Here is a 23,955-nt window from a genome sequence, read left to right on the forward strand (position 1 = left end):
GTTCGCCGCGACCGTCCCGCGACCCAAAGGGGGTGGCATGTCCGCAGACAAGGGCAGCTCGAAGGTGCTCACGCTCACAAAGAGCGAGGCGGCGCCCGAGGCGCACGCCGCGCTCGGCCCCATCGACGAGGTGGAGATCCTTCAGACCCCGCCGGTCCCGGAGGTCCCCGCCTCGGAGACCATCGACACCCGCACCCTGTCCCGCTCCCTTTTCCTGCGGCTCGCCGCACTGGACGAGAACAGCCCCGAGCGCGCATACGTCCGGGACACGCTGATCGAGCTCAACCTCCCGCTCGTGCGGTACGCGGCGGCCCGCTTCCGCTCGCGCAACGAGCCGATGGAGGACATCGTCCAGGTCGGCACCATCGGCCTGATCAAGGCGATCGACCGCTTCGACTGCGAACGGGGCGTGGAGTTCCCGACGTTCGCGATGCCGACGGTCGTCGGCGAGATCAAGCGGTTCTTCCGTGACACGTCCTGGTCGGTCCGGGTGCCCAGGCGGCTGCAGGAGCTGCGGCTCGCCCTCACCAAGGCCAGCGACGAGCTGTCCCAGAAGCTGGACCGCTCCCCGACGGTCACCGAACTCGCCGCGGTCCTGGGCGTGTCCGAGGAGGACGTCGTCGACGGCCTCGCGGTCGGCAACGCCTACACGGCCTCCTCCCTCGACTCCCCGGCCCCCGAGGACGACGGCGGCGAGGGCTCCCTCGCGGACCGCCTCGGCTACGAGGACACCGCACTGGAGGGCGTCGAGTACCGCGAGTCCCTCAAGCCCCTGCTCGCCAAGCTGCCGCCCCGCGAGCGCCGGATCATCATGCTGCGCTTCTTCGCCAACATGACCCAGTCGCAGATCGGCGAGGAGGTCGGCATCTCCCAGATGCACGTCTCCCGGCTGCTGACCAGGACGCTGGCACAGCTGCGCGAGGGCCTCATCTCCGACTGACGGTGCCGGGACGCCGCCGGAGGCTTTCTGACCGACGGCGTCGAAAGGCCGTCCGGGGCTTCCTATTTGACGGAGCGTCAGCCACCATGGCGCGATGCTTCGATCGACGTGGGCGACATGGACACATGGCCGCCGGCGTGCCGTGATCGGCGCGTCGGCGGCCGTCGTCTGCCTGGGCGGCGCGCTGGCCGCATGCGGGGCCCAGGGCGGCGGCGACGGGTACGTGGCGACCGGTTCGGCACCTCAGGCACCTGGAAAGGCCGTGCAGCCGACCGGCGGTGTGAGCCTGGTGCCGCTCGACGGCGAGACATCCGCGCCACCCTCGAAGGGTCCGGCCGACTCGCCGGGCGCGGGCGGAAGGTCGAGCACCCCCTCAGCCCGGGAAGGGTCTACGGCGGACAGCCCCGCGCCGTCCACGGAGACGGAGGCCGAGACGGAGGCCGAGACGGAGGCCGAGACCGAGACCGAGGGCGCCAAGTCCCCACGTAGTCCTGCGACTTCACCGCCACCATCCAGCGGCAGCAGTCCTACGACATCCCCCGCACCCGCCGCGCTCACCTGGTCCGAACCGGAGCGGGAGCCCACGGACAAGCGCTGGTGCGAGAAGGTGACCGTCGGCTTCCACAACTCGGGCGGAACCGCGGTGCGTTCGGGCACGGTGACCTTCGGGACGCACATCATCGGCGCGCTCGGGATCGACTGGGGGACCGTCGAGTCGGCCGAGAAGCTTCCGGTGCCGGTCGGGGCCGACGCGCGGAAGGAGAAGACCTGGACGGTGTGCGTCGACGCGTGGCGGGTGCCGCTGGGCATGCACATCGAGACGCGGGACGTGTCCGTCCAGTGGAAGTAGGCGGTGCCCCGCCTGTGTGAAGCGCCTACTTCAGCGCGAGCCACGCGACGGCGGCCACGACGGCCACCGCGACGACGACACCGAGGATCAGGCCGATGCGGGGGCCCGAGGAGGCCGCCGCCGCCTGCCGTCGGCCCTGCGGGCCCTCGTCGACGAACGCGCGGAACATCTGGGTGTTGCCTGCGGGGTCGTGGTTGCCCTGGGGGCCCTGCGTGTTAGCCATGCCCCGAGACCCTAGCGAATCGAGGGTGACCGCCCAAGCGGGGGCTCCGTTCCCCCACAGAACCTTTGCCACCTGCACATTTACATCCGCAACACTTGCCTTTGCCAAGTTTTTATGCCGGACCGACACCTCTTTGCTTGCCTGTAGCAACCAATATCTCTATGGTTGCCCTAAGCAACGAACACGGGAGGTGTGATGGCCGAGCAGGCGCAGTACGAGGAGCTGGTGCGCCAGTTCAGTGCTTTCGGGGCCGTGAAGCGGGAGATGGGACGGATTCTGCCGTCCGAGTGTCCCAGCGGCTCCGCCGCCGTGCTGACGCTGCTCGGACGCCACGGCGCCATGCGCATGAGCAGGCTCGCCGAGCTGCTCGCCGTGGACATGTCGGTGACCAGCCGCCATGTCGCGCACGTCGCCGGGCGCGGCTGGATCGAGCGCTCCCCGGACCCGGCGGACAAGCGCTCCCGCATCCTGCGCCTCACCCCCGCCGGCCAGGCACTGCTCGACGAGCTGTCCTTGCGGACCACCGAGCTGCTCGCCCACCGCCTGCACGACTGGTCCGACGACGAGGTCGGCCAGCTCACCCGGCTGATGGCCCGGCTCAGGGACAGCTTCGGCGACTGCCGGACCACGTCCCGGCCGCAGGCCCCGCCCGGCCCTCCCGCACTCGACGAGACCACCCGTACACCCGCAAGCACATAAGAGAAGGAAGCCCATGGCAACGACCACACCAGCCGGTGTGCGGGCTCACGCCAAGCACGGGGGAGGCTCCCAAGGCTCCGCCGACGGCGCTCCGATGACGCACCGGCAGATCATGGAGGCCCTGACGGGCCTGCTGCTCGGCATGTTCGTCGCGATCCTGTCGTCGACGATCGTCTCCAACGCCCTGCCCGACATCATCAAGGACCTCGGTGGCGGCCAGAGCGCCTACACCTGGGTCGTGACCGCGTCGCTGCTGGCGATGACCGCGTCCACCCCGCTGTGGGGCAAGCTCGCCGACCTGTTCTCCAAGAAGCTGCTGATCCAGCTGGCGCTGGTGATCTTCGTGGTGGGCTCGGCGGCGGCCGGTCTGTCGCAGAACCCGGCGATGCTGATCTCCTTCCGCGCCGTCCAGGGCATCGGCATGGGCGGACTGTCGTCGCTGGCGCAGATCATCCTGGCGGCGATGATCTCCCCGCGTGAGCGCGGCCGCTACAACGGCTACCTCGGCGCCACGTTCGCGACCGCGATGGTCGGTGGCCCGCTGATCGGCGGTGTCATCACCGACGCCGACTGGCTGGGCTGGCGCTGGTGCTTCTACGTCGGCGTGCCCTTCGCCGTGATAGCCCTGATCGTGCTGCAGCGGACCCTGCACCTGCCGGTCGTCAAGCGGCGGGTCAAGGTCGACTGGGCCGGCGCCTTCTTCATCACGGCCGCCGTCTGTCTGCTGCTGGTCTGGGTCACCTTCGCCGGTGACAAGTACGACTGGGTGTCCTGGCAGACGTACGCGATGGTGGGCGGCACGCTGGCGCTGATCGCGCTCTTCATGCTGATCGAGACGAAGGCGACCGAGCCGATCATCCCGCTGCGGCTGTTCCGCAACCGCACGATCACGCTGACCTCGCTCGCCTCGCTGTTCGTCGGTGTCGCGATGTTCGCCGGCACGATCTTCTTCAGCCAGTACTTCCAGCTGGCCCGGGACAAGTCGCCGACCATGTCCGGCGTCATGACCATCCCGATGATCGCCGGGCTGTTCGTCTCCTCCACCGTCTCCGGCCGGGTCATCACCCGCACCGGGCGCTGGAAGGCGTGGCTGCTGGTCGGTGGTGTGCTGGTGACGGCGGGCCTGGGACTGCTCGGCACGATCCGGTACGACACCGAGTACTGGCACGTGGCGATCTTCATGGCCATGCTGGGCCTCGGCGTCGGCATGATGATGCAGAACCTGGTGCTGGCCACGCAGAACCAGGTGGACCCGAGCGATCTGGGCGTCGCCAGCTCGGTGGTGACCTTCTTCCGCTCCCTCGGCGGTGCGGTGGGTGTCTCCGCCCTCGGCGCGGTCCTCAGCCACCGGATCACGCACTACGTCGAGAAGGGCGCCGCCGCCCTCGACCCGCAGTCCGCCGCCGCGCTCGCCGGTTCCTCCTCCACCGGCAGCATCCCGGACATGGACCTGCTGCCCGCCCCGATCCGCACGCTCATGGAGAGCTCCTACGGCCACGGCATCGCGGACGTGTTCCTCTACGCCGCACCGGTCGCGCTGCTGGCCCTGCTGTTCTCGCTGTTCATCAAGGAGGTTCCGCTGAAGACGAAGGGCGCGATGGCGCAGGCGGCCGAGTCCGAGGATGCCGTTCCGGCCGAGACGGCCGCACCGGCCTACGAGAAGGTACCGAGCTGGGCCGTCGCCGCTCACACCGAGGCCGGTCCCGAGGGCACGCAGAGGCTCGCGGCCGTCGCGACGGTGGCACCTGTGCAGGAGGGTTCCGGCGGCATCCCGGTCCGCGGCCATGTCCGCGGCGCCGAGAGCGCGCCCGTCCCGCAGGCCGCCGTCACGCTGATCTCCCTCGCCGGGCGCCAGCTGGGCCGCTCGGTCGCGCAGGGAGACGGCTCCTACGCGGTGGACGCGCCGGGCGCGGGCTCGTACGTCCTGATCGCCTCCGCCGACGGGTTCCAGCCGCAGGCGTCCACGATCGTGGTGAACGGTGAGCCGGTGTCGTACGACATCCTGCTCAGCGGCACCAGCGGCCTGAACGGTGTCGTGCGGGCTGCGGCGACCGCCCTTCCCGTCAAGGACGCGATGGTGATCGTCACCGATGTGCGCGGGGATCTGCTGGCCACCGGGACCACCGGTGAGCAGGGCGAGTTCGTCTTCGGAGAGCTGGTGCCGGGTGCCGTGACCGTCGCGGTGAACGCCGCCGGGTTCCGGCCGCGGGCCCTGCCCGTCGAGGTGGGCGGCACCGGGGTCACCCGGATCGAGGTCGACCTGGACGCGGGCGCCCAGCTCCAGGGTGTCGTACGGGCTCCGCACGGTCCGCTGGCCGACGCCCGGGTGACGCTGGTCGACGCGGCGGGCAACGTGGTCGGCACGGCCACGACCGGCCCGGACGGGGCGTACGCCTTCACCGACCTCGACAGTGGCGAGTACACCGTCATCGCGACGGGCTACCCGCCGGTCGCGACGGCGCTGACCGTCTCCGGTCGTGGAGCCGACGCCCACGACATCGAACTCGCCCACCCGGGCGAGTAGTTCAACCCCGGCCCGGGACGGGCGCGCGCTCCGAGCGGAGGTGCGCGGTCGTCACGGGCCGGTTCGCTCTATGACCAATTTGTAAGGTTTTGCAGGGAGTTGACGGGATGGGACTGACCGCGAAGATCCGTACGCGGGACGGATGGGCCGTGTCGCACGCGGTCGTCACGGTGACCGACATGACCGGTGCGCAGGTGGTGCGTGCCGAGGCGGACGGCGAGGGGGCCGTACGGGATGCGACCGCGCTGGCTCCCGGTGCGTACACCGTCATCGTCACGGCCGTCGGCTACGCGCCCGCCGCCGCGAGCGCGATCGTCACCGCGAGCGGCCGGGCCGACGTGGGCACGGTCACGCTGGCGCGGCAGGGCGGCACCGAGCTGCCGCCGCCCGGGCCGTGGACCATCGACCCGGCGCACTCCAGCGTCGGCGCCGTCGCCCAGCATCTGGGGATCTCCAGCGTGCACGGCCGGTTCACCGAGTTCGCGGCCCTGATCGAGGTCGCGCCCGACGACGTCACCAAGTCCCGGGTGGAGGCGGTGATCCGGGCCGCGTCCATCGACACGGGGAACGCGATGCGGGACGGCCATCTGAAGTCCGCCGACTTCCTGGACGTGGCGACGTACCCCGAGATCACCTACCGCTCGACGGGCCTGACGGCGGCGGGTCCGGACCGCTGGACGGTCCACGGCGAGCTGGGCCTGCACGGCGTCGTACGCCCCGTCGACCTCGACCTCGCCTACCTCGGCACCGGCGCGGACCCCTGGGGCGGCACCCGCGCCGCCTTCCGGGCCACGACCCGACTGCAGCGCGAGGACTTCGCCATGTACTACAACGAGGTGGTCCAGGCAGGCATCGCCGCGATCGGCACGACACTGAAGGTGGAGCTGGACATCCAGGCGGTACAGGGCGAATCACTGCCGCAGGTGTAGCGCCCCCAAAGGGGCGCGGGGCTGTATCGACATGCGGCTCCGCCGCGTGGGCGCGACAAGCCACGACGGACCCGCAGCCGCCACCGAACCCAGCGCGGCACTCCCATCGGTTTAGGCTGCGCCCCATGGCACCGAACATCGCGACCAACACCGCCGTATCACTCGAAGACCTCCTCGAGTTCGTACGACCCCGCCACCGCGCCATCCTGCTGACCCGCCGAGCCGACGGCAGTCCCCAGGCTTCGCCGCTGACCTGCGGTGTCGACGACTCGGGCCGGATCGTCGTGTCGACCTACCCCGAGCGGGCCAAGACCCGTAACGCCAAGCGGGATGAGCGGGTCAGCCTCCTCGTCCTGTCCGACGACTGGAACGGACCCTGGGTCCAGATCGACGGCACCGCCGAAGTGATCGACTCCCCCGACTCCGTCGAACCGCTCGTCGAGTACTACCGCAACATCGCCGGCGAGCACTTCGACTGGGACGAGTACCGGGCGGCCATGGTCAAGCAGGGCAAGTCGATCATCCGGGTCACACCGCGGCGGTGGGGGCCGGTGGCGACGGGCGGGTTCCCGGCGCGGCTGGTCAGCGAGGAGTAGAACTCACGGCTCGCTCGGAGGTCGCGGCGACGCAGAACTCGTTGCCCTCCGGGTCGGCCATAACTATGTGGTGACCCTCGAACCCCTCCTGCACGCTCCCGCCCGCCTTCACCAGCCGCTCGGCCTCGGCTCTGATCCGGGCCCAGCGCTCCTCGGGGCTGCCGTGTCCCGGTACCCGGATGTCCATGTGCAGTCGGTTCTTGGCCGTCTTCGGCTCGGGAACCTTGAGGAGGGAGAGGTGGGGGCCGACACCGTCCGGATCGCAGAGCCACGCGCTGTCGTCCGCGGACTCGTCCTCCGGGAGGTCGAAGCTCGCGAACCACTCCTCGCGGGTGGTGAAGGGAGCGGGCGGCGGCTCGTCGACATAGCCCAGCGCCGTCTTCCAGAACTCGGCGAGGAGCCGCGCGTCCGCGCAGTCGAGCGTCAGGGTGATTCGGGCTGCCATGAAAAAGACCGTACTGCCCACCACTGACAATGGCGTCTAGATCCTGTCCGCCGCCTTCACCATCGCCTCGATCCCCGCGATCAGCAGCTCCAGCGCGAACTCGAAGTCCCGCTCCCGCATCTCCTCCACGGTGTCGCCGCCGCGGGCCGCCATGATGTCGGCGGACTCCTGGATGACCTCGGCGGCCTCCGGGGCCTGGGTGACCGCGCTCATCGCATGCCGGAAGTAGTCGTCCTGGGTCATGCCGGCGTCCGCACAACGGGCGATGAAGTGGCCCTCGATCGTGCCGTAGCCGTACACGAACTGGAAGACGGCCGAGATGGCGCCGGTGAGTCCCTGCGCGGGCAGCCCGGTCCTGCGGATGACACGCTGGATGACCCGGGAGAACGCCAGCGAGTTCGGGCCGATGTTGAGGAACGTCCCGGCGAGCGGCGACAGCCACGGATGCCGCACCAGCAGCCCCCGGTACTCCCGGGCCAACGTCCGCAGCTGATCCCGCCAGTCCTCGCCCTCGGCATCCGCATCGGGCAGCCGCAACTCACCGAAGGCCGTGTCCAGGGCGAGTTCGAGCAGGTCGTCCTTGGTGTCGACGTACCAGTACACCGACATCGCCGTGACATTCAGCTCCCCGGCCAGCCGCCGCATGGAGAACTTGCCCAGCCCTTCGGCATCCAGCAGCCGCACAGTGACCTCGGTGATCCGGTCGCGATCGAGCCCAGAGGGCTGCCCGCCGCCACGGCGCGCTTTCCCCTCCAGCCACACACTCGTCCGCGCCGAACGCTGGGCCGACTTAGCCATGGCGCACCTTCCTCAATCTTTCCTGATGCCGGTCGAGCTGAGCGCCCCGTCAGGGGCGCGGGGAACTGCGCGATCAACCACGACGAACCCGTGGCCGCAAGACAACCGCACCACCCGGGCTAATGGGCGACCACCACCTCCGAGTCTGCCCTTTCCGCACGTCGCAGCAACGCCGCCGCGACCACCCCACCCAGCAACACAGCCAACGCCCCCACCAGCTGACTCGTCTCCAGCCCAGAGGAAAAGGCGTCAGTAATACGCTCCTTCTCCTCCACAGACCCCGCCGAAGCCAACGCCGCAGGCAACGAAGCCGCCGCCACCGGAATCAACGCAGCAAAGCGCGAGTTGAGCACCGCCCCGAGCACCGCCACCCCGAGCCCGTTCCCGAACTCCGCGAGCGTGCCGTTGATCCCCGCACCAACTCCCGCCTTCTCCCGAGGAATCGCACTCATGATGGCGTGCGCCATCGCGGGGTTGGCCACAGCACACCCCGCCCCGATCAGCAGCAACCCGAGCAGCGTCCCGGCATAACCGCCGGAGGCCAACGTGGCGATGGACACCAGTCCCGCCGACATCAGCACCATCCCCAGCAGGATGGACACCGGCGTCCCCAGCTTCGCCGTCCACTTCGCCGACAGCCCCGAGAAGTTCAGCGCCACCACCGACAGCGCGAGCGGCGCCGTACGCAGCCCCGCCTCCAGCGCGTCGTAACCCAGCACGAACTGCAGATGCTGCGTCAGCAGGAACAGCGCCCCGCCCATCCCGAAGGTGATCAGCACCGCCCCCGCGACCGCACCCGTGAACCGCCGGTCCCGGAAGAAGTGCATGTCGAGCATCGGATACGGGATCTTGCTCTCCCAGTACGCGAACACCGCCAGCACCACCACCGCCAGCGCACCCGCGCCCAGCACCCGCCCGGACGTCCACCCGTGCTCGGGCCCGGAGATGATCGCGAACACCAGCGAGGACATACCGATCGTGGACAGCAGCGCACCCAGCAGGTCGGGCCGGTCGCCGCGCGGGTTCTTGGACTCGGGGACGAGAGCGATCACAGCGACGAGGCCCAGCGCGGCGACCGGCAGGTTGATCAGGAAGATCGCGCCCCACCAGAAGTGGTTCAGCATGAACCCGCCCAGCAGCGGTCCCACCGCGAAGCCGAGCGCGTTGACGGCGCTCCAGATGCCGATCGCCTTGGGGTGCTCCTCCGGCGCGAAGATCTGCATGGCCACGGCGAGCGTCGTGGTCAGCAGCAGCGCACCGCCCACGCCCATGCCGGCCCGCGCCGCGATCAACTGCCCGGTGGAATCGGCGAGTCCGGCCGCCAGCGAGCCGATGCCGAACAGGGCCAGGCCCGCGATCAGCATCTTCTTACGGCCGTAGCGGTCGGCCGCGCTGCCCGCGGTGAGCAGCAGGCCCGACTGGACGAGCGAGTACGCGTTGATCATCCACTGGATGTCGGAGGTGGCGGCGCCCAGCTCCGTGGTGAGCGAGGGGATCGCCACGTTCAGCACGGTGTTGTCGAGCAGCACGGTGAGCTGGGCGAGACAGATGACGCCGAGGATCAGCCAGCGCTGGGGATGGCCCTGAGGGGACGTGGTCATGTTGTACACCGTAGAACAGTTCCTATACGGCGTACAACATGACCACGTCCCGGCCGAGCGTCAGCTGCTGCTCGCCTCCTGTGTCAGGTCGTAGAAGGTGGCCGAACCGACCGTCACCTTCGTGAAGTTGGCCTCGACCCACTCCGTGATCTGCGAGGACGTACCGCTGCTGCTGCCGCCCATGCCACCGCCGCCGGAGCCACTGGAGATGAAGTAGTGGATCTTGCCGTCGGTCACGTACTGCTTGAACTGGGCCAGTGTCGGCGACGGGTCCGTGCCGTTGAAGCCGCCGATCGCCATGACGGGTTCGCCGGTGGAGAGCTGGTAGTTCGCCGCGTTCTGGGCGCCGATGGCCGCTGCGGCCCAGGTGTAGTCCCCGGCGTTCGTCTCCAGCAGCTTCTTGGCCTCGTCGGAGACGCTGGCGCCGTTGAGCAGGCCACCGGCGCCGCCGCCACCGCCCATGCCGCCCTCGCCCGTCTGCCCGCCGGGCATGCCGCCCTGCTGGTTCTGGCCCTGGGTGTTGCTGTTGCCGTTCTGGCCCGGCATGCCGCCGGTGCCACCGGTCGGGGGCTGGCCCATGCCGCCGCCCTGCCGGCCCTGGCCCTGGATGTTGCCGTTCTGCTGGTTCTGGCCGCCGCCCGGGAAGCCGCCGCCACCAGGACCGCCGCCCATCATGCTCGCCCCGGCCGGACCGGCCGTGACGATGGAGCCGGTGTGGCCCTCCTGAAGCGTGCTGATGGTGTACGCCGTCGGACCTGCGACGGCCGCGACGAAGCTCAACCCGGCTGCCGCGAGGGCCAGCTGACGGCCCAGCTTGGCGACGGAGATCAGGCCGAGGGCGCCGGTCAAGCCGCCGATCAGGACCAGCCACTTCAGCCAGGGGAGGTAGTCCGGTGTGCGGTTGAGCAGGACGTAACCCCAGGCGGCACTCGCCACGACCGCTGCCGCGAGGGCGAGCGAGGCCCACATCTCGTGCCGCTTCTCCCACAGGGTCGCCGCGCCCATGCCGACCACGGCCGCCATGTAGGGGGCGAGAGCCACCGTGTAGTACTGGTGGAAGATGCCCGCCATGTAGCTGAAGACGGCCATGGTGATCAGCAGCGAGCCGCCCCAGACCAGGAACGAACCCCGGGTCACGGACGTCCGCTTGAGCTTGCGGGTGGCCACCAGGCCCGCGATCAGCAGGATCAGGGCCGCCGGGAGCAGCCAGGAGATCTGGCCGCCGATCTCGGAGTTGAACATCCGGTCCCAGCCGGTCTCACCCCACTGCCCGGTCCCGCCTCCACCGCCACCGCCACCGACGCTGCCGGTCTCCTCGCCGTTCAGTCGGCCGAGGCCGTTGTAGCCGAAGGTCAGCTCCAGGAAGCTGTTGTTCTGCGAGCCGCCGATGTACGGGCGCGAGGACGCGGGCCACAGCTCGACGATCGCGACCCACCAGCCGCCGGAGACGACGATCGCGACCGTCGCCAGGGCCAGCTGCACACACCGCTTCTTCACCTTCACCGGCGCGCAGACCGCGTACACGATCGCCAGCGGCGGCAGGATCAGGAAGGCCTGCAACGTCTTGGCCAGGAACGCGAAGCCGATCGCGACGGAGGCCCACACCAGCCACTTCGTACGGCCGTCCTCCAGCGCCCGGACGACGAAGTAGCAGGCGACCGCCATCAGCAGCGCCAGCATCGCGTCCGGGTTGTTGAACCGGAACATCAGCGCCGCGACGGGGGTGAGCGCGAGCACGACGCCCGCGATCAGACCGGCCGCGGGGCTGAACCGGCGGCGTACGGACGCGTAGACGACGGCGACCGTGCCGACGCCCATGAGGACCTCGGGGGCCAGGATCGCCCACGAGCTGAGGCCGAAGAGGCGGACCGACAGGGCCATCGGCCACAGCGCGGCCGGGGGCTTGTCGACGGTGATGGCGTTGGCCGCGTCCAGCGAGCCGAAGAAGAAGGCCTTCCAGGACTGGCTGCCGGCCTGGACGGCCGCGGAGTAGAAGGAGTTGGCGTAGCCGGAGGAGCTCAGGTTGTAGAAGTAGAGCGCCGCGGTGGCGAGCAGCAGGCCCCAGAACGCCGGGCGCACCCAGCGGGGGTCCTCGGGCCGGCCGCGCCACAGTCTCCGTACGAACGGCTGCCTGGGTTCGCCGGCCGCGGGCGCCAGTGGAGCGACGGGCTCCGTGACGGCCGTATCGGCTGTGTAGTAGGTGGTCATCGTCGGTCCCTCGGATCGGTGTCGGTGGGACGCACGGGCTGCAGCTGCAGGGTCGCGTCCCGCCAGGAGCGGTCCGCGGCTTCATCGACGCGGAACTGGGTGGGGTCGTACGGGGTGTGGGAGGCGACCACGGTCGACGGGCGGTCGTCGTCCCGCCGGTCCGGGAAGACCCAGGCGCGGAAGAGCAGGAAGCGCAGCACCGTCGCCGCGAGGTTGGCGGCGACGAGGACCGCCAGCTCGGTGGTGTGCCCGGGGTCGCTGGACGCCGCGTTCAGGGCGGCGAGCGAACCGCTGGTCAGGATCAGGCCGATACCGAAGACGACCAGGCCCTGCGCCTGGTGTTTGACGGCACCGCCACGGCCGCGCACCCCGAAGGTCAGCCGCCGGTTGGCCGCCGTGTTGGCGATCGCGGAGACCAGCAGGGCGAGCGCGTTGGCGATCTGCGAGCCGGAGAACTGCCGGAACACGGTGTAGAGGAGAAGGTAGAAGAGGGTCGACAGACCGCCCACGACGCAGAAGCCGACGAGCTGGCGGGCCAGCCCCTTGGGTACGTCCTGGATCTCGCGGTCCTGCGGGTCGTCGCCGAACGGCCGGGCGAGCCGGTCCAGCGGCAGCGAACCCGTGGCCAGGGCCTTGCCCACCCGCCACACGCCCTTGAGGTCGTCGGTCGCCGTCTTCACGATGTGCACGGTGGAGTCGGGGTCGTCGACCCAGTCGACGGGCACTTCGTGGATACGGAGGCCCGCGCGCTCGGCGAGCACCAGCATCTCGGTGTCGAAGAACCAGCCGGTGTCCTCGACGAGGGGCAGCAGCACCTGGGCCACATCCCGGCGGATCGCCTTGAACCCGCACTGGGCGTCCGAGAAGCGGGCCTGGAGCGAGCCGCGCAGGATGAGGTTGTACGTGCGGCTGATGAACTCACGCTTGGCGCCGCGTACGACGCGGGAACTCCGGCTGAGCCGGGAGCCGATCGCGAGGTCCGAGTGACCCGATATCAGCGGCGCCACCAGCGGAAGCAGCGCGTTGAGGTCGGTGGACAGGTCGACGTCCATGTAGGCGAGGATCGGCGCGTCCGAGGCGGACCACACGGTGCGCAGGGCCCGACCACGGCCCTTCTGCTCCAGCCGGAACGACCGCACCTCCGCAAGCTCCGCCTCCAGCCGCGACGCCACCTGCGGGGTGGTGTCGATCGAGGCGTTGTCCGCGATCGTGATGCGGAAGGCGTACGGGAAGGTGCTCTTGAGGTGCTGATGGAGTCTCAGCACACACGGCTGGAGGTCCTTCTCCTCGTTGTAGACGGGGATCACTACGTCCAGGACAGGCGTACCGGCGTCTGTGGCCGGGAGGTGCTCCCGCGCCGGCAGGGAGCCGGGAGAAGAGTCGGTTCGCATGGAACCGACTCTTCTCAAGCCCGCTGTTGCATCGGTGTGGTGGGACTGTGCTGTGCCTGTGAGTGCGGTTGCCCATTCGTTTCGGGCACCGGACGGGGCGGCTGCGGGGCGAGCGCCGGCAGACGCACGGTGAAGACCGTCCGTCCGGGGACGCTGTCCACGGTCACCGCACCGTCGTGCGCGGTCGCGACGGCCTGCACGATGGCGAGCCCCAGGCCGGTCGAGCCGGAGGCACGGGACCGCGACGAGTCACCGCGCGCAAACCGTTCGAAGACACGCGGCAGCAGATCGGGCGGGATGCCCTGGCCGTTGTCCTCGACGTCCACACACATCCAGGGCCCGCGGCGCTGAATCCGCGCGGTGACCGTCGTACCCGGTGGGGTGTGCTTGCGCGCGTTGCCGAGCAGGTTGATGAGCACCTGCTGGAGCCGCGCCGCGTCCCCGGAGACCAGGGCAGGCTCGTCGGGCAGGTCGAGCCGCCAGTTGTGGTCCATGCCGGCCGCGCGGGCGTCGCTGATGGTGTCGACGACCAGCGGGACGAGGTCGGTCTGCTCGAACTGCAGCGGCCGTCCGGCATCCAGGCGCGCGAGGAGCAGCAGGTCCTCGACGAGCAGGGTCATACGTCCCGCCTCGGACTCGATGCGGCCGAGAGCATGCCGGGTGTCCGGCCCGACCTCTTCCCTGCCGCGTCTGGTCAGCTCGGCGTACCCCCGGATGGAGGCGAGCGGTGTTCTGAGCTCATGGCTGGCGTCCGCGACGAACTGCCGTACCCGCATCTCACTCTGCTGCCGTGAGTGCAGCGCCCCGTGCACATGGTCCAGCATCCTGTTGAGCGCCGCCCCGACCTGCCCGACCTCGGTATGCGGATCGGTCTCCGACTCCGGAACACGCTCGCTGAGGTTGACCTCCCCGGTGTGCAGCGGCAGTTCGGAGACCCGAGTGGCCGTGGCGGCGACCTTGCGGAGGGGGCGGGTGGCGAGGCCGACCAGCACATAACCGGCGATGACGGCGGCGCCGAGGCCGGCCGCGGTGACGCTGACCTCTACGAGGATCAGGGTGTTGATGGTGTTGTTGACGGACTCGGTGGGCAGGGCGACGTAATAGCCCGTGCCGTCGGATCCCAGGACGTACGTCACGCGGTACTCACCGAGGCCGGGAATCGTCACGGTGTGCTTGCCTGCCGTGGACACCTCGGCGAACACGGCCCGCTGGGCCGCGGTCAGCTCCGTGGCCTTCATCCGCTGGCTGGTGTCGTCGGACTCCTGCTTGGCGACGACCGCCTTGGTGATCGCGCCGTTGGTACCGGCCTGGGCGGCCACGGTTCCCAACTGTGTCGGCCCGTTGGTGACGAAGCTCTCGAGGCGGTCCTGGGTCAAGTAGCTCTGGTCGACCGTCCTCGCGTCGTCCGTCTTGTCGTCGTCCGTCTTGTCGTCGTCCGGCTTTCCGAACGGGGGTCCCAACAGACGCTTCCCGGCGTCGAAGACCTGGTCGTCCAGTTGCTCGTACAGATGCGAACGCAGAGCCAGCGTCGTCACGGTCCCGATCACCGCACACACCACGGCGATCAGCACCACGGACGCGACGACGAGCCGCGTCCGCAGGGTGCGCGGCTGCCCCCGCCGCTGCCGCCTCTGCGAACGCGTCCGTCGTCGCCCGCTCATGAAGCCGCGGGCTTGATCAGATAACCGGCGCCGCGCCGAGTGTGGATCATCGGCTCCCGCCCGGCGTCGATCTTCCGCCGCAGATACGAGATGTACAGCTCGACGACGTTCGCCTGCCCGCCGAAGTCGTACGACCAGACCCGGTCAAGGATCTGCGCCTTGCTGAGCACCCGCCGAGGATTCCGCATGAGGAACCGGAGCAGCTCGAACTCGGTGGCCGTGAGATGTATGTTCTCGCCGGCCCGGCTCACCTCGTGGCTGTCCTCGTCGAGGGTGAGGTCACCGACGACGAGCACGGAGTCGGAACGGCGGTCGGCGGCACCGGAGCGACGAATCAGACCGCGCAGCCGTGCGACGACCTCCTCCAGGCTGAACGGCTTGGTGACGTAGTCGTCACCGCCCGCGGTGAGCCCGGCGATCCGGTCCTCGACCGCGTCCTTCGCGGTGAGGAACAGAACGGGAACGTCCGGCAGCTCCCGACGCAGCCGCCCGAGCACAGAGAGCCCGTCCATGTCGGGCAGCATCATGTCGAGAACGACGGCGTCCGGCCGGAACTCCCGCGCGGTCTGCACGGCACCCTGGCCGTCCCCCGCGCTGCGGATCTGCCAGCCCTCATAGCGAAGAGCCATGGACAGCAGCTCGGTGATCGACAACTCGTCGTCCACCACAAGCACTCGGACGGGGCTCCCGTCCGACCTCAGCAGTTCGGTGCGCCCCTGGGGCGAGGTCGTGGTCATAGCAGACACCTTGTCGGGGCCCTCTGAGAGCTCCCTTTCTGGAACCTGTGATTTTTCTGAGAAACGCACAGGTACCTCTCAGGGAGCGCCTGGGAATCTCACTCACGTGACCTACGAGACCCCAGCAACGACTGAGCATCGCCACGGGCAGCCACTGAGCCGCACACCCGGCCGGGACACACACCGACACCGCCACCGCCTCTCAGAACAATCCGTCCTGGACAGTCACCTCCACCGTCTTGAACTCCCTGACCGGCACGGTGAGTTCATCACTCGCCACCGGCACCAGCTGCCACCCGGTCATGACCCGCGTATCCAGCACGACGACCCTGCCCCCGTTCTCCAGATGCAGATCTGGCCCCGCGGCTGCCACGAGCCGCCCGCTGACGACCCCGCCCGGGACGAGCTCACGCACCTCGCCGAGAGGATGCGGAAGGTCGGCGAGCCCGAACACCTCGGTGTGGTCGACGGGCCGATACGGCTCACGGACCAGCGACTCCGGCCACCCGCCCAGCGCCACGGCCCGCGCATGCAACTCGCCAAGCTCGGCCGCCCGTTCCTCAGCCGCCCCCGGCAGGCCGGACCGCGCGGCCCGCTTGTCGCCGTACGGAATCCGATCCGGCACCCGGAGTGCGGCGCGCAGCAGTTCCTCGGTGCGCCGTGCGGCCATCAGCGGCCCGAGCCCCAGCCAGCTGAAGCACACGGCCCCCTGCTCCAGCAGCCGCGCGGACCCGCGCTCTTCGGCGGTGATCCCGACCTTCACCATCCCTGGCCCGAACCACGCCAGATATACGTGATACGGCCGCGGATCGTCGGCCATCGTGTCGGCGGCCACGGAGTGCGCCCGGTCCAGCCGCGCACACTCCTCGCACCGCGCCCCCGTACTCCGCCCCGGCACGCCCGCCCGTACCGGACACGCGTTCCCCCGTGCTCCCACACATTCCCGAACACCCCCGTCCGCGACCCCGAAGGCCACCCGTTTCCCCCTGGTCAGCGCACTGCGCCGCCCACCGTCCCATACGAGCACGGGACCACCCGCCGCCCATCGCAGCCCCGAGCACTTCCATGCCTGTGCCATCGCCTTCGACTGTAGAGGCAGCCACTGACAATGCCGGTCCGCCAAGATCGCCCGAGCTCAGCCCAAGGACTCGGCAGCGGCGGCAGCCTCGGGCTCCCGCTGCCCCACCACGGCAACAGACGTGGCGACCTCGGCCGTACGCCGCCCCCGCCCCGCCAGCCGGCACCCCAGGCACCCGGCATGCCCCTCACGCGCTGCCGGATCCCGAACCCGCATCCCCCACTGCTCCCGGGGCCTCCGCCCGGGCGGCTTGCCCCACCCGGCGAGATGCAGCACCCAGGTGACGAGGACACTCACGACCCCAACCCCCAGCCCGACCACCAACAACGCGGCCGAGACCATACACACCCCCACCCCCACCACAACCGCCCCGACGGACGCGACGCCGAATCCGGTCCACCCCGCGACCGTATGGCCCTCGTCATACTGTGCGCTCACGTACCTGCCTCCTTCTTGGGCAGCGGACGTCCGCTGTGTGGGCGAGGATGGATCCCCATGAAATACCCCTCACCCAGTAAGAAATTTAGTACCTAAACATCTCACGCACTAAGGAAACAGAGAAACCTCAATGTCAGCCAAGCCGCGCCCGACCGCCACCCCGGCCCAGGCACTGTCAGCGATGGACTCCCTGATCGCGACCCACCTGCTGGGCCAGCAGGAAATGGCCCAGCGGCTGGGCCTGAACGTCACCGATCTCCTCTGCTTCGCCTGCGTCCTCAAGGCCGGCGACAACCTCCTCACCGCGGGCGACCTCGCAGAACACGCCCACGTCACCACCGGCGCCGCCACCGGCATCATCAACCGCCTGGAACGCGCCGGCTTCATCACCCGCCGCCCCGACCCCACCGACCGCCGCCGCGTACGCCTGGCCGCAGTCCCCTCCGCCGTCACCCGCGTCGAGTCCCTCTACGGCCCGTACTACGCCCGCCTCCACACCCTCTTCGCCGACTACTCCGCCACCGAAATCGCCGTACTGCACGACTGGTTCACCCGCACGACCGGTCTGGCGCTGGAGTACATCGATGAGCTGCGCGAACTCCACGGCTCACAACCGCCCCAACGCCCGCGGTCATAACCGACGGCACGCACGAAGACCGCGTGCCCCTACCTGACGAGGGTGTTGTACGGCGGACCGGACCCCGTTGGTAGGGCTGGCCACACCTTCGATACGGGAGGCTGTCCGGTGGCTGCGTAGCTCTCAACGGGCTCTGACCCACTTCGTGCGGTCGCGTACGCAGCATGATTGTCGATCTTCTCGTGAAGGTGGCTGAGACAGCCCGAAAATCGCCCGCCGGTGGGCTGCGTGGCCGACAGTGCTGGCCCGTGAACGAAGTACGGCCGCAGCTCGAAGAGTTGCTGTTCTCCTCACTGGAGAGCGTGTTGGTGGAGTCGGTCGAGGCGACCGACACGGTCATCCGGGGCGAGGCCCTGAGCACTGCCCGGCAGGCGACTTGCCCGGGCCGCGGGTGCCTGTCGGGGCGAGTGCACGGCTCCTATCTGCGATTTCCTCATGATCTGCCGACGGCAGGCAAGTCTGTCGTGGTGGCATTGAGGGTGCGCCGGTTCGTCTGCGCGGAGAGTTCCTGTCCGCGCAAGACTTTCGCCGAGCAGGTGCCGGGGTTCACCCGCCGATTCGGTCGGCGGACGGAACGACTGCGATCGAGGCTCATCTCGGTCGGGCTCGCGCTCGCGGGCCGGGCCGGGGCTCGCATGACGGACGTCTTCGGGGCACCGGTCAGCCGGAACACCCTGCTGAGGCTGATCGCTTCGCTTCCCGACCCCGCCACCACACCCCGCGTGGTCGGCGTGGACGAATACGCGCAGCGCAAGGGCCGGGTCTACGGAACCGTGCTCGTCGACGTCGAAACACGTCGCCCGATCGACCTCCTGCCCGACCGGGAGGCGGACCCACGGACCAGAAGCCGAACCGCGCGTCACGTTACAGCGGGGCAAAGGTTCTCTGATGCGGCACGGCTGGAGCAGCGGCTGGAGGACATCACTGCGGAGCGCCACCGTCAGATGCCTCAGCGGATCGGACAGGACGCGGAGGCGGTCGCCGAGGTGTGCGCAGTAAGTACGCAGGGATGCGCGGGCGCGGGCGAACGCGGCTGCCACCGATCAGAAGGGGGCGGACGAGGTGCTGCATCTGGCGCCGGTCGGCTGGTATGCCGACCGGTTCCTGTCCCGGGTGCCGGGGAAGGTCGACATGGACCGTGACGCCATCGCTGCGCGGTTCGCGGCGTTGGGGGAGGAGGTGCCGATGAAGCGGTACCCGGACCGGCTGCGGGTAGAGACACGCGAGGAGTTCGAGGCGCGTCTGAAGCGGGAGACCGCGAAGGCGGCGAAGGAGCTGCACAGGCGTCCCGTGGCCGCATAATTCCCCCGCAGAAAACACGAGAGCCCCCGTCCTCCTGGTCGCGGAGGCGGGGGCGCTGCGGTGTGCGAGGTCTGGCAGCGTCAGGTCTGGCACTGCGAGGTCGCCGCGCTGGACCAGTTCGACCAGGCGCCCCCCGCCGGCCTCACGTGGACGCGGATCGTGATTTTGACCGGGCCACAGATGCGGGTGGAGGTAGCGATGGCGATCGGGCCGACCGTGGAACGCCGCTCCACGATGGTCCGGCCGCTGCCCATTTTCATCCAGTCGTCGCCGTCCCCCTGCACGTGGAGGTACGCCTCGTACTCGACCCATGAGGCGTGGGAGCGGGAGTTGGTGATGAGGGCGTGGGCGGTGATGTCGCGCCAGAAGATCTGCCCGTCCTTCCAGCGTTCGGCGGAAATACAGCCCCGGGCGCCGATGTTCTGCGTCGAGACCCCGCCGCCGCAGGCGACGGCAGCGGCGTGGGCCTGGGCGGGGAAGGCGAGCGCGGCCGCGGCGGCTGCCGCGGCGAGGGCTCCCGTACGTTTCACGGTCCGGGCAGTTTTCGTCATGGGGGAACCGTATCCGCTCGTTCAGCCGCCCAACCCGGTATCCGGCACAGTCACGGTCTGGTCCTGGACGTCTTCGACCACGGTGGCACCGCCCAGGCCGAGACCGAGCAGGCTAGCGGCGACGAGCGGTAACACGCCGGCCGCTTCTGTGCACCCCGACAAGGTGGGGCTGGAGCCGGACCGGAACGCCCCCGCGCCGCGAGAGATCGAGCCGGAACCTACGCCGCGTAGGAAACGGCGCTGGTCATTCCTCGGTCGCTGATCCCGATACCCGCGTATTTCTCGTCTGTTCGTGCTGCACACCGGGATCGCCTGGGAATACCTGCCGCAGGAACTCGGCTTCGGATCCGACAGCGAGTGACCGCACCACAAGAAGTGGACCAGAGCCTGAGTTTCGATGTCACTCGGGTGTGTGACAAGGTCGGGCCGTACCGTTTGCTCGCGCGCCTGGGCACGGGAAGGATGGGCCAGAGTTCCTGGGAGGACTCATCAGCCTCAGCTGTGGCGTCCGGGTTCCTGAGACGGCAGCGTCAGCTTTGGTTGAGGTAGTCGGTCCGACCGTGGTTCCAGACGATTTTGCGGAGGGGTGTGCCGGTCGGTCCGACGGTGCCGTCGGAGACCGTAGCGGTCATCGTGCCAGTGAACTTGTGCTCTGGATAACGGTCGTTGACCACGACCTGATCAATGCAGTCGAGACGCAGGGTGAGTGGTTTGCCCGCTTCCACGTCAGCGGTCGTGGCGCCGCCGCCGCCCTTGAGGGTGAAGGCCCCTGTGCACCCGCTGGGGGCATCGTCCCCGACCGCCGTCCTGGGGCGCTGAAGGGAGAACAGTGTGCCGTCCTTCGACAGCACCAGCGTGTAGGAACTCGCCGACGCGTAGTCGATGGTGTACCAGGTGCTGTTCTGGGGGGCCTTGCTCGGCGTCGCACCGGTTGTGGTGGTGGCTGGTGCAGGGGACGAAGAAGTGGTCCTGGCCTTCGGTGATGCCTCGGGCTTCGCTTCGCCCGGTGGCGTTGACGGCGACGACGAACACCCACCGGCCGCAACCAGCGCAACGGCTGTCGCAACCACACCTGAGATGCGGTGCTGTCCGGGCATCCGAAATTCACTGCGCTCCGGCATTCCTGCCCCGTTCTCCTGATGGCGCCCTGCCGCCCACCGGCTCACCACTACAGCCATCGCAGGTTCCCTCCCACGCCATACGGTGATACGGCTGGCCGCACGGTATCCGCCTGAACCCGGGACCGGTCCCGGCCGGCAGATCGCGCTCACTCACCAATCCGGCCTGGGCGTCGTCGACGTGGCATGTCAACTCGACTCGGACTGCGGCTCGGACGGCCATGCGGCCTGTAACGGTGGGCGGTTGGGTGGTGGGATCGCGCTTGGTGGGATCGCGCTTGGTGGGTGTCAGCCTGGTTCTGGTGCTCGGAGTGGTCGGGTTGCTTCCTGGTCTGGTCGTCCGCCTTGGCGTTGCTGTGCGCTGAGCGAGTGGGGGCCGCCGGAGCGGTGGCGGAGACGTGGAGCGGCGGCGGCCCTTGGCCGCCAGCGCGCGAGGCCCGCCGTAGGCGGGCCGCCTTGACCCTGCTTCGCCCTCGACGCGCCGCCGGTTGACCTCGTTGACGGGGATGAATGCGGATCGACGCCGGCTTGTCCGTCCATCCCGGTGCTGGCCGTTCCCGCGGGGGTGTCGACCTTCAGCATCGTGGAGTGACGCGGACACGCTGATCGATCCGGCACCGTCGCGGTCGAGTTCCGGTGCACCGCCCTGCTCGACGATGGTCGTGTCACGGGAAGGAGATCGATGGTGCTGGAGAGGTTCAACGCGGCACTGGACCTCGTCGAGGACGCCATCAGGGCTGGTGAGGCGCTGGACGTCGTCGTGCTGAGCAGGTGCGCGGGGACCAGCGAGCACCACTTCCGGCGCACGTTCTCGTCGTTGGCCGGCATCCCGATCGGGGAGTATGTCCGCCGCAGGCGCATGACCCTGGCGGCCGCGGACGTCCTCACCGGGGAGCTGACCCTGCTCGACGTCGCCGTGAAGCACGGGTACGGCTCCACCGAGGCCTTCAGCCGCGCGTTCCGCGCCGTCCACGGCGTAGGCGCCGGTCAGGACCGACGGACCCGGCCGCGCCTGGTCTCCCAGCCGCGGGTCTCCTTCCACCTCACCGTCGAAGGGAGCAGCAGCATGCAATACCGCATCGTCGGCAAGCAGGAATTCCGGGTCGTCGGTCTCAAGGCCCGCGTCCCGCTGATCCACCGTGGCCGCAACAGCGCGATGGAAGACTTCGTCGAGGGCATCGACCCCGCGCTCACCGAGCAGATCGGCGCCTTGTCCGACCAGGAACCCGACGGCGTCGTGTCCGTGACCGACGCACTGGACGACTCCCGCGAGGAGGGCAGCGAACTCGACTACTGGCACGCGGCCATCACGACGGGACCGGCACCCGTCGGGCTCGAGGAGATGCACGTGCCCGCAGGCACCTGGCTGGTCCTGACCACCAGCCACAGCCCCTACCCCGAAGGGCTGCAGCAGATGTGGCCCGACGCCTACGCCGAATGGTTCCCAGCCAACCCGTGGCGCACCCGCCCAGGACCGGACTTGTTGCGTGCCCAGTGGCACGACGACGACACCGCCGACGCCGAGCTGTGGCTACCCATCGAGCCCGACCCGACCTGACCCTCCTACGCCCTCGGCCAGGTCAACCCACTACACCTTCGATTGTGATGAGCCACAAACGCACGCTGTGCGCTGTACACGGACCCCGACCTGCATCACCGGCAGGTAGCACGACACACGACACATCACGGCCCCCGCTTACCAGAGCCGAGCAGCCACAGGGAGATTCGCGAGAAGAATTGCCCGCGACCATCGAGGACGGAGCGCACCTCCGGGACGCGGACCGAGGCGGTTGCCGTCAAACACTGCCGTCAAGGCATAAAACAGAGGCCTTGTGGATCACTCCACAAGGCCTCTGAACTGTTGTGCACTCGGCAGGATTCGAACCTGCAACCTTCTGATCCGTAGTCAGATGCTCTATCCGTTAAGCTACGAGTGCTTGTGTTCTTTTGTTTTTGTCGCCGTTCTGGGTCCTTCTGGGCTGCTCGCGGCGACAGGAAGAACATTACATGACTGCCGCCGCCATGTGAAATCCGTTAGCTGTAGCCCTTGTGACCTGCGGAAACGGGGTTCAGGGGGCCGGGACGGGCGAAGCCCCGGTCGGGTGGACCGGGGCTTCGGTGATCTTGCGCGGAGGCGGAGGGATTTGAACCCTCGATGGGCTTTAAGGCCCAAACCGCATTAGCAGTGCGGCGCCATAGACCGGACTAGGCGACGCCTCCCGCACAGCCGCTCGCGCGAGCGCGAGTGGTGCGTGCAGATGATGACACAGTCGAGCGTGGTGTCACCAATCGCCCCCCACGGTACTAGGCAGGCAGGCCGCAGAGCAAAGGGCTTGAGGTGCGGCGGGGCGGGGCGCAACCGTGGGGGCCGTACGGCGTTAGTCAGGTCATGTTGCAGGTCACCCGGGTCACCCGGATTCTCCTCACCGCCGTCGCTTCCGTCGCCGCGGCCGGTTTGCCGGCGGCGCCGTCGGCCGCCGCCGGTCATGTCGAGGCCGCTCCTCCGCCCGTCCGCGACGAGGACCGGAGCGGCGATCACCTGACCGTCACCGTCCGGCACGCGGGCGGTGATGCGGACGGGACGTATGAGCTGTACTGCCATCCCGTCGGTGGCAGCCACCCCGAGGCGAGCGGCGCGTGTGCGTCCGTGGATCGGAGCACGCGGTGGGGGAAGGAAACCTTCGCTCCCGTGCCCGACGGCACCATCTGCACGATGCAGTACGGCGGCGACGCGACCGCCCATGTCACCGGAACGTGGGGCGGGCGGCCCGTCGACGCGACGTACAGCCGCAGTGACGGGTGCCAGATGGCCCGGTGGGACCGGCTCGTGCCGCTCTTGCCCGATCTCGCTCGGTCGTCTTGAGGTCGTCTTGAGTCAGCCGTCTTGAGTCAGCCTCTTGAGGTCGTGTTGAGTCAGCGGCGCCTGCCGCCCGTAGATATCGGCGCGACGTCAACCTCGTGGGCACCTCAAGGCCTGCCTCATCGGCGCTTCATTACGGAATCAGAGGTGCCGTAAAGGTCCCGCAAAGGTCTCGCGACGTGACGGTGGGGCGAAAGCGCAGGGCCACGCGTTCTGGGTCGTCTTCCGCGTCACGTCGTCGTCACTTCGTCGTGCGACCTCCCTCTCATCCGGCGTCGCGAGCGCAACCGCAGCCCTTAGACTCCCTCGCGTGACACACCGCGGGCGGGTTGGCAAGATGACCGGAGCGGTGGGCAAGGTGCGGTAACA

Annotated in this window: 23 protein-coding genes and 2 tRNA genes; 11 read left to right on the plus strand and 14 right to left on the minus strand. The window is 69.2% G+C overall.

Annotation, left to right across the window (positions count from 1 at the left end; translation table 11 throughout):
- Positions 1-37: 37 nt before the first annotated feature.
- Together QQY66_RS23475 and QQY66_RS23480 are read left to right on the plus strand one after the other, a co-directional pair.
- The gene (locus tag QQY66_RS23475) at positions 38-940 is read left to right on the plus strand and encodes an RNA polymerase sigma factor SigF (RefSeq protein WP_301982294.1); all 903 of its coding nucleotides are present in this window, start codon (positions 38-40) and stop codon (positions 938-940) included.
- A 94-nt stretch (positions 941-1,034) separates the two neighbouring features.
- Complete coding sequence (locus QQY66_RS23480) at positions 1,035-1,790, plus strand: hypothetical protein (RefSeq protein WP_301982295.1); 756 nt, start codon at positions 1,035-1,037, stop codon at positions 1,788-1,790.
- Between the two features lie 25 nt (positions 1,791-1,815).
- Here the strand turns inward: QQY66_RS23480 and QQY66_RS23485 are convergent, their stop codons facing one another.
- Positions 1,816-2,013 carry a hypothetical protein gene (locus QQY66_RS23485; protein ID WP_301982296.1) on the minus strand — a complete coding sequence of 66 codons (198 nt, stop codon included), beginning with the start codon at positions 2,011-2,013 and terminating at the stop codon, positions 1,816-1,818.
- A gap of 195 nt (positions 2,014-2,208) precedes the next feature.
- On the opposite strand from QQY66_RS23485, the gene QQY66_RS23490 reads away from it, so the two are divergent.
- The 4 genes from QQY66_RS23490 to QQY66_RS23505 all read left to right on the plus strand — a co-directional run bounded on the left by QQY66_RS23490 (position 2,209) and on the right by QQY66_RS23505 (position 6,761).
- Positions 2,209-2,712, plus strand: coding sequence for a MarR family winged helix-turn-helix transcriptional regulator (locus tag QQY66_RS23490; protein ID WP_301982297.1), 504 nt, complete (start codon positions 2,209-2,211; stop codon positions 2,710-2,712).
- 13 nt (positions 2,713-2,725) lie between these two features.
- Positions 2,726-5,236, plus strand: a complete 2,511-nt coding sequence (locus tag QQY66_RS23495) for an MFS transporter (protein WP_301982298.1) — start codon at positions 2,726-2,728, stop codon at positions 5,234-5,236.
- 107 nt (positions 5,237-5,343) lie between these two features.
- Positions 5,344-6,165 carry a YceI family protein gene (locus QQY66_RS23500; protein WP_301982300.1) on the plus strand — a complete coding sequence of 274 codons (822 nt, stop codon included), beginning with the start codon at positions 5,344-5,346 and terminating at the stop codon, positions 6,163-6,165.
- A gap of 125 nt (positions 6,166-6,290) precedes the next feature.
- Positions 6,291-6,761 carry a PPOX class F420-dependent oxidoreductase gene (locus QQY66_RS23505; RefSeq protein ID WP_301982301.1) on the plus strand — a complete coding sequence of 157 codons (471 nt, stop codon included), beginning with the start codon at positions 6,291-6,293 and terminating at the stop codon, positions 6,759-6,761.
- On the opposite strand, the gene QQY66_RS23510 is transcribed toward QQY66_RS23505, so the two are convergent.
- The 9 genes from QQY66_RS23510 to QQY66_RS23550 form a co-directional block, all read right to left on the minus strand.
- On the minus strand, positions 6,748-7,206 hold the full coding sequence (locus QQY66_RS23510) for a VOC family protein (RefSeq protein WP_301982302.1): 459 nt from the start codon (positions 7,204-7,206) through the stop codon (positions 6,748-6,750). The two genes, QQY66_RS23505 and QQY66_RS23510, sit on opposite strands and share 14 nt — an antisense overlap.
- Before the next feature lie 36 nt (positions 7,207-7,242).
- On the minus strand, positions 7,243-8,004 hold the full coding sequence (locus tag QQY66_RS23515; RefSeq protein WP_301982303.1) for a TetR/AcrR family transcriptional regulator: 762 nt from the start codon (positions 8,002-8,004) through the stop codon (positions 7,243-7,245).
- 119 nt (positions 8,005-8,123) lie between these two features.
- Positions 8,124-9,605: an MFS transporter gene (locus tag QQY66_RS23520; protein WP_301982304.1), complete on the minus strand. Its 1,482-nt coding sequence runs from the start codon at positions 9,603-9,605 to the stop codon at positions 8,124-8,126.
- A 60-nt stretch (positions 9,606-9,665) separates the two neighbouring features.
- Entirely contained in the window at positions 9,666-11,813 is a 2,148-nt protein-coding gene (locus tag QQY66_RS23525; RefSeq protein ID WP_301982305.1) for a glycosyltransferase family 39 protein, read from the minus strand.
- On the minus strand, positions 11,810-13,204 hold the full coding sequence (locus tag QQY66_RS23530) for a bifunctional glycosyltransferase family 2/GtrA family protein (RefSeq protein WP_301982306.1): 1,395 nt from the start codon (positions 13,202-13,204) through the stop codon (positions 11,810-11,812). Before QQY66_RS23530 ends, QQY66_RS23525 begins: the two co-directional genes overlap by 4 nt.
- 14 nt (positions 13,205-13,218) lie before the next feature.
- Positions 13,219-14,865 (minus strand): HAMP domain-containing sensor histidine kinase, encoded by a 1,647-nt coding sequence (locus QQY66_RS23535; protein WP_301982307.1) that lies wholly within the window; start codon positions 14,863-14,865, stop codon positions 13,219-13,221.
- On the minus strand, positions 14,862-15,602 hold the full coding sequence (locus tag QQY66_RS23540) for a response regulator transcription factor (RefSeq protein WP_301982308.1): 741 nt from the start codon (positions 15,600-15,602) through the stop codon (positions 14,862-14,864). Before QQY66_RS23540 ends, QQY66_RS23535 begins: the two co-directional genes overlap by 4 nt.
- Positions 15,603-15,804: 202 nt before the next feature.
- Positions 15,805-16,680: a DUF2797 domain-containing protein gene (locus QQY66_RS23545; protein WP_301982309.1), complete on the minus strand. Its 876-nt coding sequence runs from the start codon at positions 16,678-16,680 to the stop codon at positions 15,805-15,807.
- A gap of 57 nt (positions 16,681-16,737) precedes the next feature.
- The gene (locus QQY66_RS23550) at positions 16,738-17,118 is read right to left on the minus strand and encodes an HGxxPAAW family protein (protein WP_301982310.1); all 381 of its coding nucleotides are present in this window, start codon (positions 17,116-17,118) and stop codon (positions 16,738-16,740) included.
- Between the two features lie 130 nt (positions 17,119-17,248).
- Between QQY66_RS23550 and QQY66_RS23555 the strand changes: the two genes are divergently transcribed.
- From QQY66_RS23555 to QQY66_RS23565, 3 genes are all read left to right on the plus strand, one after another.
- Positions 17,249-17,755 (plus strand): MarR family winged helix-turn-helix transcriptional regulator, encoded by a 507-nt coding sequence (locus QQY66_RS23555; RefSeq protein ID WP_301982311.1) that lies wholly within the window; start codon positions 17,249-17,251, stop codon positions 17,753-17,755.
- A 164-nt stretch (positions 17,756-17,919) separates the two neighbouring features.
- Entirely contained in the window at positions 17,920-18,897 is a 978-nt protein-coding gene (locus QQY66_RS23560; RefSeq protein ID WP_301982312.1) for a transposase family protein, read from the plus strand.
- Entirely contained in the window at positions 18,818-19,057 is a 240-nt protein-coding gene (locus tag QQY66_RS23565; RefSeq protein WP_301987775.1) for a hypothetical protein, read from the plus strand. Before QQY66_RS23560 ends, QQY66_RS23565 begins: the two co-directional genes overlap by 80 nt.
- Before the next feature lie 80 nt (positions 19,058-19,137).
- Here QQY66_RS23565 and QQY66_RS23570 read toward each other — a convergent pair whose 3' ends face one another.
- Together QQY66_RS23570 and QQY66_RS23575 are read right to left on the minus strand one after the other, a co-directional pair.
- Positions 19,138-19,608 (minus strand): hypothetical protein, encoded by a 471-nt coding sequence (locus QQY66_RS23570; RefSeq protein ID WP_301982314.1) that lies wholly within the window; start codon positions 19,606-19,608, stop codon positions 19,138-19,140.
- A gap of 530 nt (positions 19,609-20,138) precedes the next feature.
- Complete coding sequence (locus tag QQY66_RS23575; protein WP_301982315.1) at positions 20,139-20,786, minus strand: hypothetical protein; 648 nt, start codon at positions 20,784-20,786, stop codon at positions 20,139-20,141.
- A gap of 625 nt (positions 20,787-21,411) precedes the next feature.
- Between QQY66_RS23575 and QQY66_RS23580 the strand changes: the two genes are divergently transcribed.
- Positions 21,412-22,284 (plus strand): helix-turn-helix domain-containing protein, encoded by an 873-nt coding sequence (locus tag QQY66_RS23580; protein ID WP_301987467.1) that lies wholly within the window; start codon positions 21,412-21,414, stop codon positions 22,282-22,284.
- A gap of 306 nt (positions 22,285-22,590) precedes the next feature.
- Here QQY66_RS23580 and QQY66_RS23585 read toward each other — a convergent pair.
- Both QQY66_RS23585 and QQY66_RS23590 read right to left on the minus strand, forming a co-directional pair.
- Positions 22,591-22,663, minus strand: a tRNA-Arg gene (locus QQY66_RS23585).
- 192 nt (positions 22,664-22,855) lie between these two features.
- Positions 22,856-22,946 (minus strand) — tRNA-Ser (locus QQY66_RS23590).
- A gap of 169 nt (positions 22,947-23,115) precedes the next feature.
- Here QQY66_RS23590 and QQY66_RS23595 point away from each other — a divergent pair.
- A complete protein-coding gene (locus QQY66_RS23595; RefSeq protein WP_301982316.1) occupies positions 23,116-23,589 on the plus strand; it encodes an SSI family serine proteinase inhibitor in 474 nt (157 codons plus the stop codon).
- Positions 23,590-23,955: the final 366 nt, after the last annotated feature.

Source organism: Streptomyces sp. DG2A-72 (assembly GCF_030499575.1).
Taxonomy (GTDB): domain Bacteria; phylum Actinomycetota; class Actinomycetes; order Streptomycetales; family Streptomycetaceae; genus Streptomyces.

What these genes read in the sequence shown, in the direction of transcription:
- QQY66_RS23475 (WP_301982294.1), top strand. Translation starts at nt 38, where the DNA reads ATGTCCGCAGACAAGGGCAGCTCGAAGGTGCTCACGCTCACAAAGAGC.
- QQY66_RS23480 (WP_301982295.1), top strand. Translation starts at nt 1,035, where the DNA reads ATGCTTCGATCGACGTGGGCGACATGGACACATGGCCGCCGGCGTGCC.
- QQY66_RS23485 (WP_301982296.1), bottom strand. Translation starts at nt 2,013, where the DNA reads ATGGCTAACACGCAGGGCCCCCAGGGCAACCACGACCCCGCAGGCAAC.
- QQY66_RS23490 (WP_301982297.1), top strand. Translation starts at nt 2,209, where the DNA reads ATGGCCGAGCAGGCGCAGTACGAGGAGCTGGTGCGCCAGTTCAGTGCT.
- QQY66_RS23495 (WP_301982298.1), top strand. Translation starts at nt 2,726, where the DNA reads ATGGCAACGACCACACCAGCCGGTGTGCGGGCTCACGCCAAGCACGGG.
- QQY66_RS23500 (WP_301982300.1), top strand. Translation starts at nt 5,344, where the DNA reads ATGGGACTGACCGCGAAGATCCGTACGCGGGACGGATGGGCCGTGTCG.
- QQY66_RS23505 (WP_301982301.1), top strand. Translation starts at nt 6,291, where the DNA reads ATGGCACCGAACATCGCGACCAACACCGCCGTATCACTCGAAGACCTC.
- QQY66_RS23510 (WP_301982302.1), bottom strand. Translation starts at nt 7,206, where the DNA reads ATGGCAGCCCGAATCACCCTGACGCTCGACTGCGCGGACGCGCGGCTC.
- QQY66_RS23515 (WP_301982303.1), bottom strand. Translation starts at nt 8,004, where the DNA reads ATGGCTAAGTCGGCCCAGCGTTCGGCGCGGACGAGTGTGTGGCTGGAG.
- QQY66_RS23520 (WP_301982304.1), bottom strand. Translation starts at nt 9,605, where the DNA reads ATGACCACGTCCCCTCAGGGCCATCCCCAGCGCTGGCTGATCCTCGGC.
- QQY66_RS23525 (WP_301982305.1), bottom strand. Translation starts at nt 11,813, where the DNA reads ATGACCACCTACTACACAGCCGATACGGCCGTCACGGAGCCCGTCGCT.
- QQY66_RS23530 (WP_301982306.1), bottom strand. Translation starts at nt 13,204, where the DNA reads ATGCGAACCGACTCTTCTCCCGGCTCCCTGCCGGCGCGGGAGCACCTC.
- QQY66_RS23535 (WP_301982307.1), bottom strand. Translation starts at nt 14,865, where the DNA reads ATGAGCGGGCGACGACGGACGCGTTCGCAGAGGCGGCAGCGGCGGGGG.
- QQY66_RS23540 (WP_301982308.1), bottom strand. Translation starts at nt 15,602, where the DNA reads ATGACCACGACCTCGCCCCAGGGGCGCACCGAACTGCTGAGGTCGGAC.
- QQY66_RS23545 (WP_301982309.1), bottom strand. Translation starts at nt 16,680, where the DNA reads ATGGCACAGGCATGGAAGTGCTCGGGGCTGCGATGGGCGGCGGGTGGT.
- QQY66_RS23555 (WP_301982311.1), top strand. Translation starts at nt 17,249, where the DNA reads ATGTCAGCCAAGCCGCGCCCGACCGCCACCCCGGCCCAGGCACTGTCA.
- QQY66_RS23560 (WP_301982312.1), top strand. Translation starts at nt 17,920, where the DNA reads ATGATTGTCGATCTTCTCGTGAAGGTGGCTGAGACAGCCCGAAAATCG.
- QQY66_RS23570 (WP_301982314.1), bottom strand. Translation starts at nt 19,608, where the DNA reads ATGACGAAAACTGCCCGGACCGTGAAACGTACGGGAGCCCTCGCCGCG.
- QQY66_RS23575 (WP_301982315.1), bottom strand. Translation starts at nt 20,786, where the DNA reads ATGGCTGTAGTGGTGAGCCGGTGGGCGGCAGGGCGCCATCAGGAGAAC.
- QQY66_RS23595 (WP_301982316.1), top strand. Translation starts at nt 23,116, where the DNA reads ATGTTGCAGGTCACCCGGGTCACCCGGATTCTCCTCACCGCCGTCGCT.